The organism is Arthrobacter cheniae, from assembly GCF_003602275.1.
GTDB lineage: Bacteria > Actinomycetota > Actinomycetes > Actinomycetales > Micrococcaceae > Arthrobacter_D > Arthrobacter_D cheniae.
On the sequence record NZ_QZVT01000005.1, the window covers coordinates 83,356 to 99,775 of the forward strand.

General features: G+C 65.5%; 11 protein-coding genes, 1 tRNA gene and 2 pseudogenes. 6 read left to right on the forward strand and 8 right to left on the reverse strand.

The window, feature by feature from the left end; all coding sequences use genetic code 11:
- The first annotated feature begins 69 nt into the window (after window positions 1-69).
- From D6T63_RS10645 to D6T63_RS10655, 3 genes and pseudogenes are all read left to right on the forward strand, one after another.
- Window positions 70-417: a DUF2834 domain-containing protein gene (locus D6T63_RS10645; protein ID WP_235830684.1), complete on the forward strand. Its 348-nt coding sequence runs from the start codon at window positions 70-72 to the stop codon at window positions 415-417.
- A 23-nt stretch (window positions 418-440) separates the two neighbouring features.
- Entirely contained in the window at window positions 441-1,403 is a 963-nt protein-coding gene (locus D6T63_RS10650; RefSeq protein WP_147394343.1) for a hypothetical protein, read from the forward strand.
- An 89-nt stretch (window positions 1,404-1,492) separates the two neighbouring features.
- A pseudogene (locus D6T63_RS10655) lies at window positions 1,493-1,679 on the forward strand (tellurium resistance protein TerC); the annotation flags it as partial.
- A 242-nt stretch (window positions 1,680-1,921) separates the two neighbouring features.
- Here D6T63_RS10655 and D6T63_RS10660 read toward each other — a convergent pair.
- Both D6T63_RS10660 and D6T63_RS10665 read right to left on the reverse strand, forming a co-directional pair.
- Window positions 1,922-2,569 (reverse strand): GNAT family N-acetyltransferase, encoded by a 648-nt coding sequence (locus D6T63_RS10660; protein ID WP_182976955.1) that lies wholly within the window; start codon window positions 2,567-2,569, stop codon window positions 1,922-1,924.
- A gap of 103 nt (window positions 2,570-2,672) precedes the next feature.
- On the reverse strand, window positions 2,673-3,554 hold the full coding sequence (locus tag D6T63_RS10665; protein ID WP_182976956.1) for a GAF domain-containing protein: 882 nt from the start codon (window positions 3,552-3,554) through the stop codon (window positions 2,673-2,675).
- A gap of 837 nt (window positions 3,555-4,391) precedes the next feature.
- On the opposite strand from D6T63_RS10665, the gene rsgA reads away from it, so the two are divergent.
- Window positions 4,392-5,441, forward strand: a complete 1,050-nt coding sequence (gene rsgA / locus D6T63_RS10670; RefSeq protein WP_120149036.1) for a ribosome small subunit-dependent GTPase A — start codon at window positions 4,392-4,394, stop codon at window positions 5,439-5,441.
- 37 nt (window positions 5,442-5,478) lie between these two features.
- On the opposite strand, the gene D6T63_RS10675 is transcribed toward rsgA, so the two are convergent.
- The gene (locus tag D6T63_RS10675) at window positions 5,479-5,658 is read right to left on the reverse strand and encodes a hypothetical protein (RefSeq protein ID WP_120149037.1); all 180 of its coding nucleotides are present in this window, start codon (window positions 5,656-5,658) and stop codon (window positions 5,479-5,481) included.
- A 266-nt stretch (window positions 5,659-5,924) separates the two neighbouring features.
- Between D6T63_RS10675 and D6T63_RS20310 the strand changes: the two are divergent.
- Window positions 5,925-6,102, forward strand: a pseudogene (locus D6T63_RS20310) (transposase); the annotation flags it as partial.
- A 45-nt stretch (window positions 6,103-6,147) separates the two neighbouring features.
- Here the strand turns inward: D6T63_RS20310 and D6T63_RS18915 are convergent.
- A complete protein-coding gene (locus D6T63_RS18915; RefSeq protein ID WP_147394344.1) occupies window positions 6,148-7,197 on the reverse strand; it encodes an FUSC family protein in 1,050 nt (349 codons plus the stop codon).
- Between the two features lie 648 nt (window positions 7,198-7,845).
- A tRNA-Leu gene (locus D6T63_RS10685) sits at window positions 7,846-7,927 on the reverse strand.
- 143 nt (window positions 7,928-8,070) lie between these two features.
- Here D6T63_RS10685 and D6T63_RS10690 point away from each other — a divergent pair.
- A complete protein-coding gene (locus D6T63_RS10690; protein WP_120149038.1) occupies window positions 8,071-8,673 on the forward strand; it encodes an ANTAR domain-containing response regulator in 603 nt (200 codons plus the stop codon).
- Window positions 8,674-8,766: 93 nt separating this feature from the next.
- Here D6T63_RS10690 and pyk read toward each other — a convergent pair whose 3' ends face one another.
- From pyk to gltB, 3 genes are read right to left on the reverse strand one after another with little or no spacing between them, the layout of a single operon-like run.
- Window positions 8,767-10,257, reverse strand: coding sequence for a pyruvate kinase (gene pyk, locus D6T63_RS10695; protein WP_120149039.1), 1,491 nt, complete (start codon window positions 10,255-10,257; stop codon window positions 8,767-8,769).
- Window positions 10,258-10,304: 47 nt separating this feature from the next.
- On the reverse strand, window positions 10,305-11,762 hold the full coding sequence (locus D6T63_RS10700; RefSeq protein WP_120149040.1) for a glutamate synthase subunit beta: 1,458 nt from the start codon (window positions 11,760-11,762) through the stop codon (window positions 10,305-10,307).
- On the reverse strand, window positions 11,755-16,362 hold the full coding sequence (gltB, locus tag D6T63_RS10705) for a glutamate synthase large subunit (protein WP_120149041.1): 4,608 nt from the start codon (window positions 16,360-16,362) through the stop codon (window positions 11,755-11,757). Before gltB ends, D6T63_RS10700 begins: the two co-directional genes overlap by 8 nt.
- Window positions 16,363-16,420 lie beyond the last annotated feature (58 nt).

Below are 16,420 nucleotides of genomic sequence, written 5' to 3' on the forward strand. Positions count from 1 at the left end.
TCTTGCAGAGTGAACAGTGTTAAGCCTACGGTCAGTGAACACCGTTCACCTGCGCTGGAAGGACGTCCCGTGCGACTTGTGTACCTGATCCTCGGGCTGATCGGACTTGTCGGGACGTGGTTCTTCAATCTGCGGTCCATGGCAGCCGGCGAGAACTACCTCGCGGGATGGTTCGCCAACGCCGCCGCCTCATCGGCCGCCGTCGACGTCATCGTCGTCGCCGTGGTGGCGTGCGTGTTCATGGTGGTCGAGGGCCACCGGCGCGGGATGTCAAGGGCGGTGTGGCTGCTCGTCCCCCTCAGTTTCGCCGTCGCGATCGCCTTCACCTTCCCGCTCTTCCTGGCATGGCGCGAGCACCACCTTCTGAAGATTGCAACGGACACGGCCGCGACCGGACGTCAGCCGGTGGCGCCGTGAGTCCGGTCAATTCGGTCAGTCCGGTGAGTCCTTCGACGCTGCTTCGCTCGTCATGGCGGGTCAGCCCGGCCCTGGTGGTGCTCCTGCTGGCCGCGTCCGCCGTGCTGCCGGTCTCGATCATCATGAGCCTCTTCGAACCCGCTCAGGTTCTCGGCGTGCCCGCCTGGAACAAGCCGCTCAAGTTCGCGCTGTCCTTCGTCGCATTCGCCCCCGTGATGCTCTGGATCTACGCGCAAGTCGACCGTGGGCAGTTCACACGCGTGGCGCTGGAGGCGGTCGGATGGTCGCTTCTCGTCGAACTCGTCCTGATCGTCCTGCAGGCGGCACGCAGCCAGCCCTCGCACTTCAACACCTCGACTCCCTTCGACTCGGGTATCTGGACCATCATGGGCGCCGGCATCGGCGTCTTCTCGACCGGCATCGTCGTGGCCGGCGTGGTCCTGGCCAGGCGACGCATGAAGGGCGGCCTCGGACTGGCCGTTCAACTCGCTGTCGTGATGATGGCCATCGGCGCGTTCAGCGCGTATGTCATGCCGCCTCCTCGCCCCGGGCAAGTGGAGGGAGGTGCGGCAGTAGGTGGTCATACCGTCGGCGGAGACGACGGAGGTCCCGGGCTCGCGCTTCTGGGCTGGTCGACCGAATTCGGCGATGACCGGGTCACTCACTTCGTCGGTCTCCACGCCCTCCAGGTACTACCGCTTCTTGCCCTCGTGCTCTCCTGGCTCGTGGGGCGAGGCCTACTGGAGCTGACCGAGCGCGGCCAGCGCCAGGTCGTCGCCCTGATGGCCGTCTCGTACCTCGGGCTCATGATCACCCTGTTCGTGCAAGCACAGCGGGGACAGTCCGTCATCGATCCAGACGGACCGACCGCACTCCTGGCTGTACTGCTGGTCCTCGTCCCTGCAGCCGTGGCGATCGTACTTGCCCTGAGGGGTGGCGGGAACACAGCCCCCCGAGTGCCGAGCGCCGTCGGGCACCGCGGCTGACCGCTGGAAATAACAGGCCCGCACGTTCCGCTGTGACTCCCCTGCACCTGACTGACGCCGGGCGGAGGGCACGATACTGGGCTTCTGCTGTGATTGCGCACCGCACAGCCCACGTGATCAGTGTCCGCGAGGCAGCTGCCTGGTCCGCCGTGTGGGTCATCTCCGAAGTCGCATTCGGGGCACTTGCCTGGCGTCTGGGGGTCCGAGTTCGGACAGCAGTACTTTGCCCGTTACCTCATCGAGAAGTCCCTCGCCGTGGACAACGTCTTCGTCTGGCGATCATCTTCGGCGCTCAAAGGGCTCTCGGCGATGACTTCTGCAGCGGTCGCACGAGCGGTACCGAACGCATCGACACTCACCTGATCACACGACACGTTGCCACGGTGGAGTCAGAGCCGTCGGTGCGAGAGCCGACGCGTGCGGCTTCCGACTCAAAGGCCCGTTACGCCCTCATGGGCGTTAGGGCTGAGAGCAAGCGTTCGAGCTTGAGCCGCCGATTCAGTTTTCTTTCGGCGGCGCTATTGCCGTGGCTGAGCGATGAGAGTCCGATATTCGGGATTGTCGGCGAGGAACGAGAAGGCCATCGGGCACTGCGGGACCAGGTTCAGGCGCCGCTTGTGGATGTTGAGCACCGCGTGGCGCATGAGGATTGCGTCGACGCCCTGGTCCCGGAATCCTGGTTGCTCCGCACCGTCGAGGAGGACGACCTGACCGCCTTCTATCGTGTACTTCAGAAACGCGGCGAGGCTGCCGTCGATGAATAATTCGAACCGGCAGTACAGGGCGTTGTTGCGGAACGCCTCCCGGGTCCGGTTTCGGGTTTGCGTCGCTGTGCCGCGTTCGGTGGCCTGGTGCGCCCGGTGCTCGAGTTCTTCTACGAGCATCTCGTAGCGGTCCGCGGCACCGTAGGGCGGGTAATTGGTATCCATGAGCCTGTAAGCCTGGTTCGCCATGATCCGCAACTGCCTGGTCGACAGTGCTTCGAGGTCATCGGCGGAGAGTGCCTCATCGAGCACCGCGCTGTCCGGCTCCCGCGCTGGGGCTGCGTTGCCAGCAGCCAGGGAGAGAGCGTCCTGGGGCAGGGCGTCCTGGGGCAGGGCGTCAGAAACGTCGGGCACCAAAGCGGGAAGTGGGGCAGTCTGGGTTGGGTGCAAGAGGTTCATCATTATCACTCCTGTGCTTGTCCGAACCATGGCCTTTGGCTGGACCCCGGTGTCTGCTGAATAGTACCGAGGGAGCGTTGGAATACAAACTCAGCGTGCTTACGGTTCAGACCCAGATCTCCATCTGTACCTGCGCGGCGAGCCGCCGGAGGATCTGCACGTCGTCTTCGGTGAAGGCGCGGGGCTGGTCGTCCATGAGGCAGATCGTACCGATACGCCACCCGCCGGCCGTGCACACAGGATGCCCGGCATAGAAGCGGACCTGAGGGCCTCCGGTGACGAGCGGGTGGTGACGCCATGCCGGATGCGTGCTGGCGTCATTGATGACGAGGGTGCGGTCGAACTCGATCGTGACCGCGCAGAGGGAAAGATCCCGGGGCATGTCCTCGCCCAGGGGTCCGGTGACGGACTTGATGACCTGGGCGTCATCGGTGATCAGGGCGATGGAGGACGAGCTGACCCCGAAGTGGTCCCGCGCAAGCCGGGTGAGCCTGTCGAAGCGCTCCTCAGCCCCGGTGTCGAGCAACCCCGACTCGTGCAACGCCTGAAGGCGTCGGAACTCGGCCTCGTCCAGATCAGGAATTTCGGCTACTGCAGCAGCTTCGAGCAAGGCAGGGGCACCAGTGCCGACTGAGGCGGTGGCGGTGTCGTCACCGACGGACGGGGCCGTGAAATCGAATTCGTCGGGAGAAATAACCAGGGTGCGCAGATAGTCGCCATACCCGGAGGAGGATGTCGCGTCGCGGTCGCTGTAGTGAGCCCCATCAACCATCGAACCGGTGCTGTCCAGCAATTCGTTGATGGCATGCGCGAGCAGGTCGCGGTCCGGCACGGAAAGCATCACGACACCAGCGAGGTATCCCTTGACCTCGAGCTCGTCGGCGTCGCCTCCCAGTGCGAAGTACGACTGGAGGACGTCGTCAGGCCGCAGGTCCGCTGCCCGCACGGTCTGGATCGCGCTCCATTGCTGCACATACTCGCTCAGCACACCTGTACCTCCGAAGATTCTTCCGCACACTTCGCTCACGACCGCGCCACAGGCCATCGTTCTCGTACCATATTCAGTTTCCAGACCCTCTGCGTCGTCCGCGATAATGCGTGAGCATGGGCTGGACACCCGGCCTCAAATGGCTGTACTGCTCGTCGCCGGCAGACTCCTTGACTCGTTGGAGGGCATAGCAGGAGAACCAACCAGCAGTACGCGAAGTCGTCAGGATCAGTGAGACCATGGCGGTCGCGGCGTCCGTGACGCTGGTTCGGGTCTTCTCGATGCAGGCCAGGCTCTCCCCTCGCTCGAAGAAGGCCAGGACGAGATCTCGCGCTGGGTCCCTCCAAATCGGTCTCAACTGACTGGTGGCACCTGATCAGGCACGCGACCGAGCTGGCGCAGGTTGATCCGACCATGGCCAGAGCCATCCGCCCCAACGGGTTCGACAGTATCCAGTGCCCACCAACAACGCGGACCTGGTTCATTCCGTGCCAATCTGTCTAGCCGGGCCTGGTGATCCCAGGGACTCAGCGCGTAGTACTGACGATGAAGAGAATAAGCAGTGCGGTCATGCCGAGGGTGACCCCGGAGCTGCGGCGGGCACCACGCTCCAATCCGGGAGCGGTGGGCACCATCCGGTTGCGCTGGGTCTAGTCACGTAGTCCCGGACGCAATTAGTATGTGTGTCCTCCGGCCGCCCGAACCGGATGAGGGACGAGGAGGTGGAGTCATGAAGGTCAGTGTCGTTGCGCTGTGCGCTGCCACCCCCATGAACCCCGCCTCCCCTTCTTCCGCACCGTAGCGCGCCGGGGGGAGGCCTCCCCCGGAGGAACCACGTTGAACACTCTTGACCAGTACGGTTTTACCGACCGCATCGGCGGTCTTTTCTCCTTCCACTTCCCTGCCCCGACCGTCGCGGAACCAGCCCGAATCGTCCGCGCGGACCGAGGCCGCGTACTCGCCGCGTCCCGGCGGGGCATCGTCCACATCGACGGCGGTACCTCTCTCGTCACCGGTGACTGGGTTGCGATCAAGCCCGCCGGCTCGGTGCTCGGATGCCTGCCCCGATCGTCCCTGCTCCAGCGCAAGCGGGCGTACGACCCGCTGTCCGAGGCACAGGTCCTCGGTGCCAACATCGACCTGCTGGGCGTCGTCGTCCCCCTCGACCGGCCGCTGTCGGCCAACCGGCTCGAACGGACCCTCGTCGCGGCATGGGACTCGGGAGCCGTTCCACTCGTCATCCTGACGAAGGCCGATCTCAGTACCCGGTTCGACGACGTGGTCGCCGAGACCGTGCAGCGTGCCCGTGGCGTCGAGGTGTACACGACGTCGGCCGAGGACCTCGATGGCCTCGAGAACCTGCGCGGGAGGATCGGCGCCGCGCAGACCCTGGCCCTGCTCGGCCCCTCCGGTGCCGGCAAGTCGAGCCTCATCAACGCCCTCGTGGGCGATCGCCGACAGCACACCGGCACGGTCCGGGCCGGGGACGGAAAGGGGAAACATACGACGACGGCCCGCGAGCTAGTGCCGCTCGGCGACGGTTCCGTGGTGATGGATACCCCGGGGCTGCGCGGCTTCGCCCTCTGGGACGCCGAGACCGGCCTGTCCGAGGTCTTCGGAGACATCGAGGACCTGTTCGACGAGTGCCGCTTCCGCGACTGCGCGCATGACCCTGAGCCGGGGTGCGCGGTACAGGCCGCTGTCGAGTTAGGCAGATTGGAGGAGCGGCGCTGGTTGAGCTACCGGAAGATGGAGCGGGAGCTTGCGAGCCTGCACCGGCGGCAGGAGGTTGCCGAACAACGGCACCACACGCGATCGTTCCAGCGGGTGGCTCGGGATGCGGTCCTGGCGAAGGACCACAGGAACCGCTTGGGAAAAGGACGTTGAGGCCATCGGGCCCGCATGGAGCTACCGGCCTCTGGCATCACGGCAGGATCGGATGCCGCGGCGACTTCAGGAGGCCGATCGTCCAACGGTGTCGTGCCAGGACGTCGCGCAGTAAAAGAGCCCGGTCCCGCATCACGGTGTTCCAGTTCACGCCCGCGAGGGGAAGGGTGATTTCGCTGAAGACGACGTCGATCGTCGCATCGATGCGTAGATACATACTCGGATCTACTGACAAACCACTGGTAATCGTGAGGTCCATCGTCCTGAAACGTTGAAGTCCGTGTGTGCATACTTGAAGGACCCTAACGATGTCCCGGCTTCGTGTCGCGGACTCGGCCGGATACACCGACGAGCCTCGTGCACGGGAGTGGGAGTTTCTCCGGGAGTCAAGCAGCCGGCCACCGGAGAAAGACCACTCGCCACGTCAACCTGACTCAACTAGTGGGACTGTCTCCGTAACGGCGTGTATTTGATCCTGCGACGACGGTACTGACCGAGGTCGGTCCGGTCGAGATCAAGGTTCCAAGAGACTGGATGGTTCCTTCGAGCCGGTGATCATTCCGAAGCGGATGTGGCGCCTGGACGGAATCGATCAGATCGTGCTCCCGCTCTTTGCCCGCAATTGCCTACGGGGGACATCGCTACGCATTCCACCGAGGTGAGGTCCGGGACGGGCACGTGCGGAACTCCCGCTACCACTTGTTGGTCATGGACTGCCGTATTTCGATGGAGGAGTAACCGCGTGAAGTATCCGGTGCAGACTCATGGCGATCGACGAGGCGGCGCCGAACGGTCGCTCTCGGGTAGCTGCCTCGAAGGCACTCAACTCCAATACCCGTAACGCTTGTCGTGCTCCCACGAGCGTCTGGTCGTCATCTTCCTCGACGGTCCATAACTCCAGGACGTCCCCTACCGCGGAGAAAGCGTCCTGCAGGGGTCTTTTGAGTCCGGGTGGAATAGGTTCCTCATCCGTCGTCCCTTCCACCGCATCCTCAAGCATGTTGGTGATGTTCAGCGTGTGAAATGCAACAGTCTCCAGCGCCCCAACGTGCTCGTAGTCCTTCGCGAGATCCCTGGGGTGGAACCGACGACGGACGTTCCCTTTCCGACTCTCCTCGGCATACTGGACGGCTTCCCGAGCCCCCTGCATGGTGTGGAAAAGATCCTCTCTACGCTCGACCCACCGTGGATCGCCTGCAACCCAGTTCTCCTCCAATGCCTGACCGATGTCCTGCAATTGCTCTGCTGCGGTCCGACGCAGTGCACTCATTTGCCCCAGCGCATTGTCAGTGTTCAAGGGCGGAGCGATAAGGGTACTGACTCCAAGACCGACGAGAACTCCGACGATCATCTGAACGAAGTATCCGAAGGAAAAACTCAGATCGTTGTTCCCAAGGATCAAGACGAACAACCCCGCCGAGGCAATCCCCGAACCGCCGCCAGCCGTTCGGGGTAGCAAACCTGCCAACAGCACGCCCATCCCGACGACGAAAGATATGGTGAATGAACCCGGGTCCCCCACCCACATAGCCGCGTAGGCCAGCACAATACCGATTGCCAGACCGGTCATTGTCTGCAAACCCAGCTTCACGGTCCCCACGACGGTCGGGTACATCGCTAACAGGGCACCCAACGGCGCGTAGTACGGATACTCCGCAGCAACACCGGGTATCAGGAGCGCTAGCGCCCACGCAATACCGGCGGCCAGCGCGGCCTTCGCGGCAAGTATCACGTGCGCATCGAGCAGCGCCCGCACGACCACCTTCCGACTAGCCGTGTACCAAGGTCGCCTGGCCGATTCGGGGCGGGGGGAACCGGAGATCTGGACCATACAAGATTGTCCCACTCCCCCAGTGCTCGAACGCGGGCCCGGGATCACGTCGCCCCTGTCGGCACGCCCTGTCGCTCCTACCCCTGGTGGCATGCAGCCCGGGAGCATCGGGCTCAAGCGCCCCCTGCGCTCGAACCTGAGCCGGTCTTTCCTTGCCCACGTTCTCTGTCCGGTAGTCGACACAACAACCAGTCGCTCGTCCGGACGGAGTACAGGGTAGTTCCCTCGACGTTCGGACGGCTATCGCGATACGGCGTCAGGCCGTCGCGTTGCCTCGGCCGGTTCTGCTCTCGGCTCCACCAGAGTCGGCTCCGAGTGCCCGTATGTTCGAACTGTAGGGCCATTCCATGGAATGACTTGAAGATGCACCAGCGGATGGACTGGCAACCCTAGGAAAAGCCGTCATCGTCCCGTAACAAATGGCAACCCATCGGGTACACCTAGTTCGTCGAACATCGCCAGGAGGCTGGACATCCGGAGGACTTCACCGTCGGGCAGTGCAACGTCACTCGACTTTGCAGGCCGCGTACGCAGCCCGGCTCAAGTCGGAAGACTCCCGTCCGATCCCATGAGTGCCCGAAGTGGGACTCGAACCCACACACCTCTCGATACTGCATTTTGAGTGCAGCGCGTCTGCCAATTCCGCCATTCGGGCCCTACCCGCTCCGGCCGGGTGAGGGGATGACTCACTTCACCGCCGGTGCGCGAATCCACTCTACATGCCGCTAGGCTGTTTCCGGGAACGGGAGCATACCCTTCGCGGACCCATCGGAACGCCGTCATCATCAAGGAGCAACAGTGTCTGAATCCACCGAATCAACGCCCGCCGGACCCGCTCGCCGGGTCATCGTGGCCGAGGACGAGACGCTCATCCGGCTCGACATCATCGAGATCCTGCGTGGTGAGGGCTACGACGTCGTGGCGGAGGCGGACAACGGTGAGAAGGCTGTCGCACTTGCCATGGAGCACAAGCCGGACCTGGTCCTCATGGACGTCAAGATGCCCGTCATGGACGGCATCACCGCCGCAGAGCAGATCGTGAAGGCGCGTATCGCCCCGGTCGTCCTGCTCACCGCGTTCAGCCAGAAGGAGCTCATCGAGCGCGCACGCGACGCCGGTGCCATGGCGTATGTCGTCAAGCCCTTCACCCCCGCAGACCTCATTCCGGCCATCGAGATCGCCATGTCCCGCCATGAGGAGATCAAGGCACTCGAGGCCGAGGTGTCCGACCTCCAGGAGCAGTTCGCTACCCGCAAGCTCGTGGAGCGCGCGAAGAGCCTGCTGACCACCAAGATGGGCCTTACCGAACCGGAGGCCTTCCGGTGGATCCAGAAGACGTCCATGGACCGCCGCCTCAGCATGCGCGAGGTTGCCGAGACGATCATCAACCAGGTCAACTGACCTCGACCGTCCTCAGCGGCGCACCGTCGCCGCACGCACGAAGACCCCCACCCGATCAGGGTGGGGGTCTTCGTGTCTGTCCGGGCGGTCAGGCTACTTCTTCTTGAGCGGCCAGGGACCGACGTCCTCCTTGACGTAGGACGTGTGGCCGTCCGGCAACTGTCCCGCGTCCGTGATGTCGCCGACGCGGTGCACCTTGATGGAGTTGGTGGAACCTGCCTGTCCTGGAGGGGAACCGGCGGCGATGACCACGAGGTCGCCGACCTCGACGAGGCCCTGCTCGAAGAGCACGCGGTCCACCTGGGCAGTCATCTGGTCCGTGTGCTCCACGAACTCGACGAGCTTCGGCTGGATGCCCCAGATGAGCGACATGGCGTTGAGCGTCGACTGCACGGGGGTGAAGGCGAAGACCGGCTTCTTCGGGCGGAGGCGTGACAGACGGCGGGCGGAGTCGCCGGACTGGGTGAAGGTACAGATGTACTTGGCGTCGAGCTGATCGGAGATCTCGACGGCGGCACGCGTGATGGCACCGCCGCGGGTCCTTGGCTTGCTGCCCAGCGGCGGGACGCGCTCGAGGCCGTGGCGCTCGGTGGACTCGATGATGTCGGCCATCGTGCGCACCGTCTCGATCGGATACTTGCCTACGCTCGTCTCACCGGAGAGCATGACGGCATCCGCGCCGTCGAGCACGGCGTTGGCGCAGTCCGAAGCTTCGGCGCGCGTAGGCCGGGGGTTGTCGATCATGGACTCGAGGACCTGCGTGGCCACGATGACGGGCTTGGCCCACCGACGTGCCAATTCGACGGCGCGCTTCTGCACGATGGGGACGTCCTGCAGCGGCATCTCGACGCCGAGGTCCCCGCGAGCCACCATGATGGCGTCGAACGCGTCGATGATCTCCTCGAGGGCGTCGACGGCCTGCGGCTTCTCGATCTTGGCGATGACGGGGACCCTACGGCCCTCCTCGTCCATAATCTCGTGGACGCGCTTGACGTCGCCGGCGTCGCGCACGAAGGACAGCGCGACCATGTCGACCCCGATCTGGATGGCCCAGCGGAGGTCTTCCTCGTCCTTCTCGCTGAGGGCGGGGACGTTGACGGCGACGCCGGGCAGGTTGATGCCCTTGTTGTTGGAGACCATGCCGCCGACGACGACCTCCGTGGTGACCTTCACATCGTCGACCGCGGTGGCGCGCAGTCCGACCTTGCCGTCGTCGATGAGGAGCATGTCGCCGACGCGGACGTCCTGCGGCAGGCCCTTGAACGTGGTCGATGCGATGTCCTGCGTGCCCTCGATGTCCTCGATGGTGATGGTGAAGACATCACCCGGTGCCAGGGCGTGCGGACCGTCGGCGAATCTGCCGAGCCGGATCTTGGGGCCCTGCAGGTCGGCGAAGATGCCGACGGGCTTGCCGAGCTCCTGGGATGCACGGCGGACGTTCTCGTAGGTGGTGCTGTGCACGGTGTAGTCGCCGTGGCTCATGTTCATGCGGGCTACGTCGACGCCTGCCTCGAGCACTGCGAGGGTGTTCTCATAGCTGGCGATTGCGGGGCCGAATGTTGCAACGATTTTTGCGCGTCTCATAGATTTAGCCTAGTCGTGTTGGGGCGTGGAGATGGTGTGGGGGCCGGTCAGAGGACGGCGATGGAACGGTCTGTCGGAGCCACGGGCGCGGGGAGCTTGGTCGAACCCATGAGCCATTTGTCGACCGCCGCCGCGCATGCGCGACCCTCTGCGATCGCCCAGACGATGAGCGACTGACCGCGACCCGCGTCACCCGCCGAGAAGACTCCCGGAGTGTTGGTCATGTAGTAGCCGTCGCGGGCGACGTTGCCCCTGTCGTCGAAAGCGGCCTCGACCTGCTCGGTGATGCCGGCCGGCTCCGCTCCGGTGAAGCCGAGTGAGAGGAAGACGAGATCCGCGGGGATCTCGCGCTCGGTGCCGGGCTTCGGGACACGGCGGCCGTTGACGAACTCCGTCTCCGCGACCTTGATGCCCCGGAGCACGCCGTTATCACCGACGAACTCGACGGTGGACGCCAGGTAGCGGCGCTCCCCGCCCTCCTCGTGCGCGCTGGCGATGTCGAACAGGGTGGGGAAGGTCGGCCACGGCTGGTCCGGCCGGCGCTCCGTGGAGGGCTGCTGGCCGATGGCGAGCGTGGTGACGGACGCGGCCTTCTGGCGGTGTGCGGTGCCGAGGCAGTCTGCACCGGTGTCCCCACCACCGAGAATGACGACATGCTTGCCCTCGGCGTGGATCTGGTTCTCGATGGCTTCACCGGCGACCACGCGGTTTGCCTGCACGAGGTAGTCCATGGCGAAATGCACGCCGGCGAGCTCGCGGCCGGGGATGGGGAGGTCCCGGGGGACGGTGGCACCGGTAGCGACGACGACGGCGTCGTAGCGACGCTTCAGCTGTCCCCAGCTGATGTCCTTGCCGACGTCGACTCCTGTGCGGAAACGAGTGCCCTCCGCCGTCATCTGCTCGATGCGGCGCTCGACATGGATCTTCTCCATCTTGAAGTCGGGGATGCCGTACCGCAGCAGGCCGCCGATCCGGTCGTCGCGCTCGTAGACGGCGACCGTGTGGCCGGCGCGGGTGAGTTGCTGGGCCACGGCGAGACCTGCCGGTCCGGAGCCGACGACGGCTATGGTGCGATCGGTCAGGCGCTCGGGCGGGTGCGGCTCCACCCAGCCCTCGCCGAAGGCCTGGTCCGCGATGGACACCTCGACCTGCTTGATGGTCACGGGTGGCTGGTTGATCCCGAGCACGCAGGACGATTCGCACGGCGCCGGGCACAGCCGGCCGGTGAACTCCGGGAAGTTGTTCGTCGCGTGGAGCCGGTCGATCGCCTCGCGGCCCTTGTCCCGGAACATGAGGTCGTTCCACTCCGGGATGAGGTTGCCGAGGGGACACCCCTGGTGGCAGAACGGGATGCCGCAGTCCATGCAGCGGCCCGCCTGCGCCTTCAGGACGCCCTTCTCCTGCGCCTCGTACACTTCCTTCCAGTCCATGATGCGCACGGGAACCGGGCGTCTGGGCTGCGTCTGGCGCTCGCGCACCTTCATGAATCCGCGTGGGTCAGCCACCGGTTACCTCCAGGATCTTGGTCCACGCCTCTTCGCCGTCGGGATCGAGTCCCTGTTCGACGGCGGTGGCGCGGGCGTCCAGGACCGCGGCGTAATCCCGCGGCAGGACCTTCGTGAAACGCTCGACGGTGTCCTCGAAGGACTCGAGCAGGCTTTCTGCGAGGTTGGACTCGGTCTCCTCGACGTGCTGGATCAGCAGCCGCCGCACGATCTCGATGTCCTCGGCATCGAGCCCGACGAGCAGGAGCTCGCCGTTCTCGAGACTCTGCTTGTTGACGCGGGCGCGGTCGAGATCCAGCACGAAGGCTGTGCCACCGGACATGCCGGCGCCGAAGTTCCGGCCCGTGCGGCCGAGGATCAGGGCCTGGCCGCCCGTCATGTACTCACAGCCGTGATCGCCGATCCCCTCGGCCACCGCCGTAGCGCCGGAGTTCCGGACGAGGAACCGCTCCCCCACCTGGCCGCGCAGGAACATCTCGCCACTGGTGGCCCCGTAACCGATGACGTTGCCCGCGATGACATTGTGATCGGCGCGGAAGAGGTTGGCACGGTCCGGCCGCACGGTGATGCGTCCACCGGAGAGTCCCTTGCCCACGTAGTCGTTCGAGTCGCCGAGCAGGCGCAGGGTGATCCCCGCCGGGAGGAAGGCGCCGAGCGACTGTCCGGCCTGGCCGGTCAGGGTCACGTCGATGGTGTTCGTGGCGAGCGTGTCGAGCCCGAAGGTCCGTGTGACCTCGTGTCCGAGCATGGTGCCGACCGAGCGGTCGGTGTTCACGACGTCGACCGAGATCCGGACCGGCGAGCGGTACTGCAGCGCGTCGGCGCTCATCTCGATGAGCTTGTTGTCGAAGTGCTGGTCCAGCTCGTGGTTCTGCTTCAGCATGTTGCGCATCGGCTCCCCCGAGTCGAACTCGTTGCCGCGCAGGATCGGATCCAGGTCGAGGCCGTCGGCCTTCCAGTGCTCGATCGCCTTGCGGGCGTCGAGCAGTTCGCTGTGGCCGATAGCCTCCTCGAGCGTCCGGAATCCGAGCTCCGCCAGGATCTCGCGAACCTCCTCGGCGATGAACTCGAAGAAGTTGATGACGAACTCCGGCTTGCCCGTGAAGCGGCTGCGCAGCTCGGGGTTCTGCGTCGCAACGCCCACGGGGCAGGTGTCGAGGTGGCAGACCCGCATCATGATGCAGCCTGACACCACCAGCGGCGCCGTAGCGAAGCCGAATTCCTCGCCTCCGAGCAGCGCGGCGATGACGACGTCGCGCCCGGTCTTGAGCTGGCCGTCCACCTGGACGACCACGCGGTCGCGCAGGCCGTTGAGCATGAGCGTCTGCTGTGTCTCGGCGAGGCCGAGCTCCCACGGGATACCGGCGTGCTTGAGCGAATTCAGTGGGCTGGCACCGGTTCCGCCGTCGTGACCGGAGACCAGCACGACATCGGCCTTCGCCTTCGTGACGCCGGCGGCCACTGTGCCGATGCCTACCTCGGACACCAGCTTCACGTGGACACGTGCACTCGGGTTCGACCGTTTGAGGTCGTAGATGAGCTGCGCGAGGTCCTCGATGGAGTAGATGTCGTGGTGCGGCGGCGGCGAGATCAGGGCGACGCCGGGTGTGGAGTGGCGGGTGCGGGCGATCCACGGATAGACCTTCTGGCTCATGAGCTGGCCGCCCTCGCCGGGCTTGGCCCCCTGGGCCATCTTGATCTGGATGTCGTCCGCGTTGGTGAGGTACAGGCTCGTGACGCCGAAACGCCCGGAGGCCACCTGCTTGATGGCGGAGCGGCGCTCGGGATCCAGCAGGCGCTCGACGTCCTCACCGCCCTCGCCCGTGTTCGACTTCGCGCCGAGCCGGTTCATCGCGATGGCGAGCGTCTCGTGCGCTTCCTTCGAGATGGACCCGTAGCTCATGGCGCCGGTGGAGAAGCGCTTGACGATGGACGAGACGGGTTCCACCTCGTCGATGCTGATGGGCTCGCGGGCGTCGTCGCGGAGCCGGAGCAGCCCGCGAAGGGTCATGAGCTCACGCGACTGGTCGTCCACGCCCTTCGTGTATGCCTTGAAGATGTCGTAGCGGCGCTCGCGGGTGGCGTGCTGCAGCCGGAACACGGTCTCCGGGTTGAAGAGGTGCGGGGGGCCTTCGCGGCGCCACTGGTACTCGCCGCCGTTATCGAGCCCGCGATGCGGATCCTCGATGCCGTCCTGCGGGTACGCGGTGTCGTGGCGGGCTGCCGTCTCTGCCGCGACGACGTCGAGGCCGACGCCGCCGAGCTGGGTCTGGGTACCGTGGAAGTATTCGTCCACGAGCTCCTGGGACAGTCCGAGTGCTTCGAAGGTCTGCGCCCCGCAGTAGGAGCTGACCGTCGAGATGCCCATCTTGGACATGATCTTCAGGACGCCCTTGCCGAGGCCCTTGATGAGGTTGGTGACGGCGGCTTCGGAGGTGACGCCGGTGATATCGCCGTTGCGCACCAGTTCCTCGCAGCTCTCCATGGCGAGGTACGGGTTGACGGCGGACGCGCCGTAGCCGATGAGCACGGCAACGTGGTGCACCTCGCGCACGTCACCGGCCTCGACGACGAGGGACGTCTTGGTGCGGTTGGCGCTCTTGAGGAGGTGGTGGTGCACGGCGCTCGTCAGCAGGAGCGACGGGATGGGAGCCCACTGCGCGTTCGAGTCGCGATCGGACAGGACCACGTACTCGACACCCCGGTTGAGGGCGCTGGAGACCTGCTCGCAGATCTCCGCGAGGCGCGCCCTGAGGGCCGGCTCGCCGCCGTCGTGCCGGTACAGTCCGCGGACGCGCACCGTCAGGCGGTCGCCGTCCTCGGTCTCGAGGTTGGCGATCTTCGCCAGCTCGTCATTGGTGATGACCGGGAACTTCAGGGCGATCTGCTTGGAGCGCACCTGTCCCATGGACAGCAGGTTGCCGTCGGGACCGATCGTGACGCCCATCGAAGTGACGAGCTCCTCGCGGATGGAATCCAGCGGGGGGTTGGTCACCTGCGCGAAGGACTGCACGAAGTAGTCGAAGAGCAGCCGCGGGCGCTTGGACAGAACGGCGATCGGGGTATCCGAGCCCATGGCGCCGAGCGGCTCGGCACCGTTCTTGGCCATCGGGCCGAGCAGGATGCGCAGCTCCTCCTGCGTGTAGCCGAAGGTGCGCTGGCGACGGTTGATGGAGGCCTTGGTGTGGATCACGTGCTCGCGCTCCGGCAGGTCCTCGAGCTGGATCAGGTTCTCCTTGACCCACTCCCCCCACGGATTGGCGGCGGCGATCTCCGCCTTGATCTCCTGGTCCTCGATGAGCCGGCCTTCCTCGGTGTCGACGAGGAACATCTTGCCGGGCGAGACGCGACCCTTGCGGACCACGCGGGAGGGCTCGACGTCGACCACGCCCACCTCGGAGGCGAGGATGACGAGGCCGTCCTCCGTGACCCAGTAGCGCGCCGGACGCAGGCCGTTGCGGTCGAGGACGGCGCCGACGAGTCGGCCGTCCGTGAAGGACACTGCGGCGGGACCGTCCCAGGGCTCCATGAGCATGGAGTGGTACTGGTAGAAGGCCCGGCGGGCGGGATCCATGGTGGCGTGGTTCTCCCACGCCTCCGGGATCATCATCATGATCGAATGCGTGATGGGGCGACCGGACAGGGTCAGCAGTTCTGCCACCTCGTCGAAGGACGCCGAGTCCGAGGCGCCCGGGGTGCAGATCGGGTACAGCTCCTCGGGTGCGTCCCCCAGCAACGGGTTGGACAGCTGCGACTGGCGTGCACGCATCCAGTTGCGGTTGCCCTTGACCGTGTTGATCTCCCCGTTGTGGGCGATGGTGCGGAACGGCTGCGCCAGAGGCCAGGACGGGAAGGTGTTCGTGGAGAAGCGTGAGTGGACGATGCCGAGGCGTGTCTTGAAGCGCGCGTCCGAGAGGTCCGGGTAGAACGGCTCGAGCTGCGCCGTGGTCAGCATGCCCTTGTAGACGATGGTCTTCGAGGACAGCGACGGGAAATACACCCCGTACTTGTTCTGAGCCCGCTTCCGGACCCGGAAGGCCTTCGCGTCGAGGTCGGACGAGTTGCCGTCCGTCGGGGCCAGAAAGAGCTGGACGAAGTGGGGCATGCAGGCCCGCGCCATGGCGCCGACGAGGTCTGCGACGACCGGAACCACGCGCCAGCCGAGCACATCCAGACCCTCGGACTCGGCGATGGACTCGAGGCCGGCACGCGCCGTCTCCTCCTCCTTCGCCTCGGCAGGGAGGAATGCCGTACCGACGACGTATGAACCGGCTGCGGGCAGCGGGAAGTCGACGACGGCCCGGAAGAACTCGTCGGGCACCTGCGTCAGCAGGCCGGCACCGTCGCCGGTGCCCTCGTCCGCTCCGACGGCACCGCGGTGCTCGAGGTTTCGGAGGGCGGTCAGTGCCGCGTCGACGATGTCATGCCCCGGCTCACCGCGAAGGGTCGCGATGACGGCGAGGCCGCAGGCATCCTTCTCGTTCTCCGGGTTGTACAGTCCGGTCGCTTCCGGCACGGAGGCGAAGCGTTTGAAGGGAGACACGACGGCGTTCTCCGCGGTCGTCGTCCCCGGTTCTGTCTGTAGCGGCTTTCCTGGCATCAAAGCAGTCATAGAAAGGTTCCTTCCCCCATGATGGAGCGTCGGGAGGGGACAGCCT

Bases quoted from the DNA above. Each gene is read 5' to 3' on its own strand.
- pyk (WP_120149039.1), bottom strand. From the start codon at position 10,257: ATGAGACGCGCAAAAATCGTTGCAACATTCGGCCCCGCAATCGCCAGC.
- D6T63_RS10675 (WP_120149037.1), bottom strand. From the start codon at position 5,658: ATGTATCTACGCATCGATGCGACGATCGACGTCGTCTTCAGCGAAATC.
- gltB (WP_120149041.1), bottom strand. From the start codon at position 16,362: ATGCCAGGAAAGCCGCTACAGACAGAACCGGGGACGACGACCGCGGAG.
- D6T63_RS10660 (WP_182976955.1), bottom strand. From the start codon at position 2,569: ATGATGAACCTCTTGCACCCAACCCAGACTGCCCCACTTCCCGCTTTG.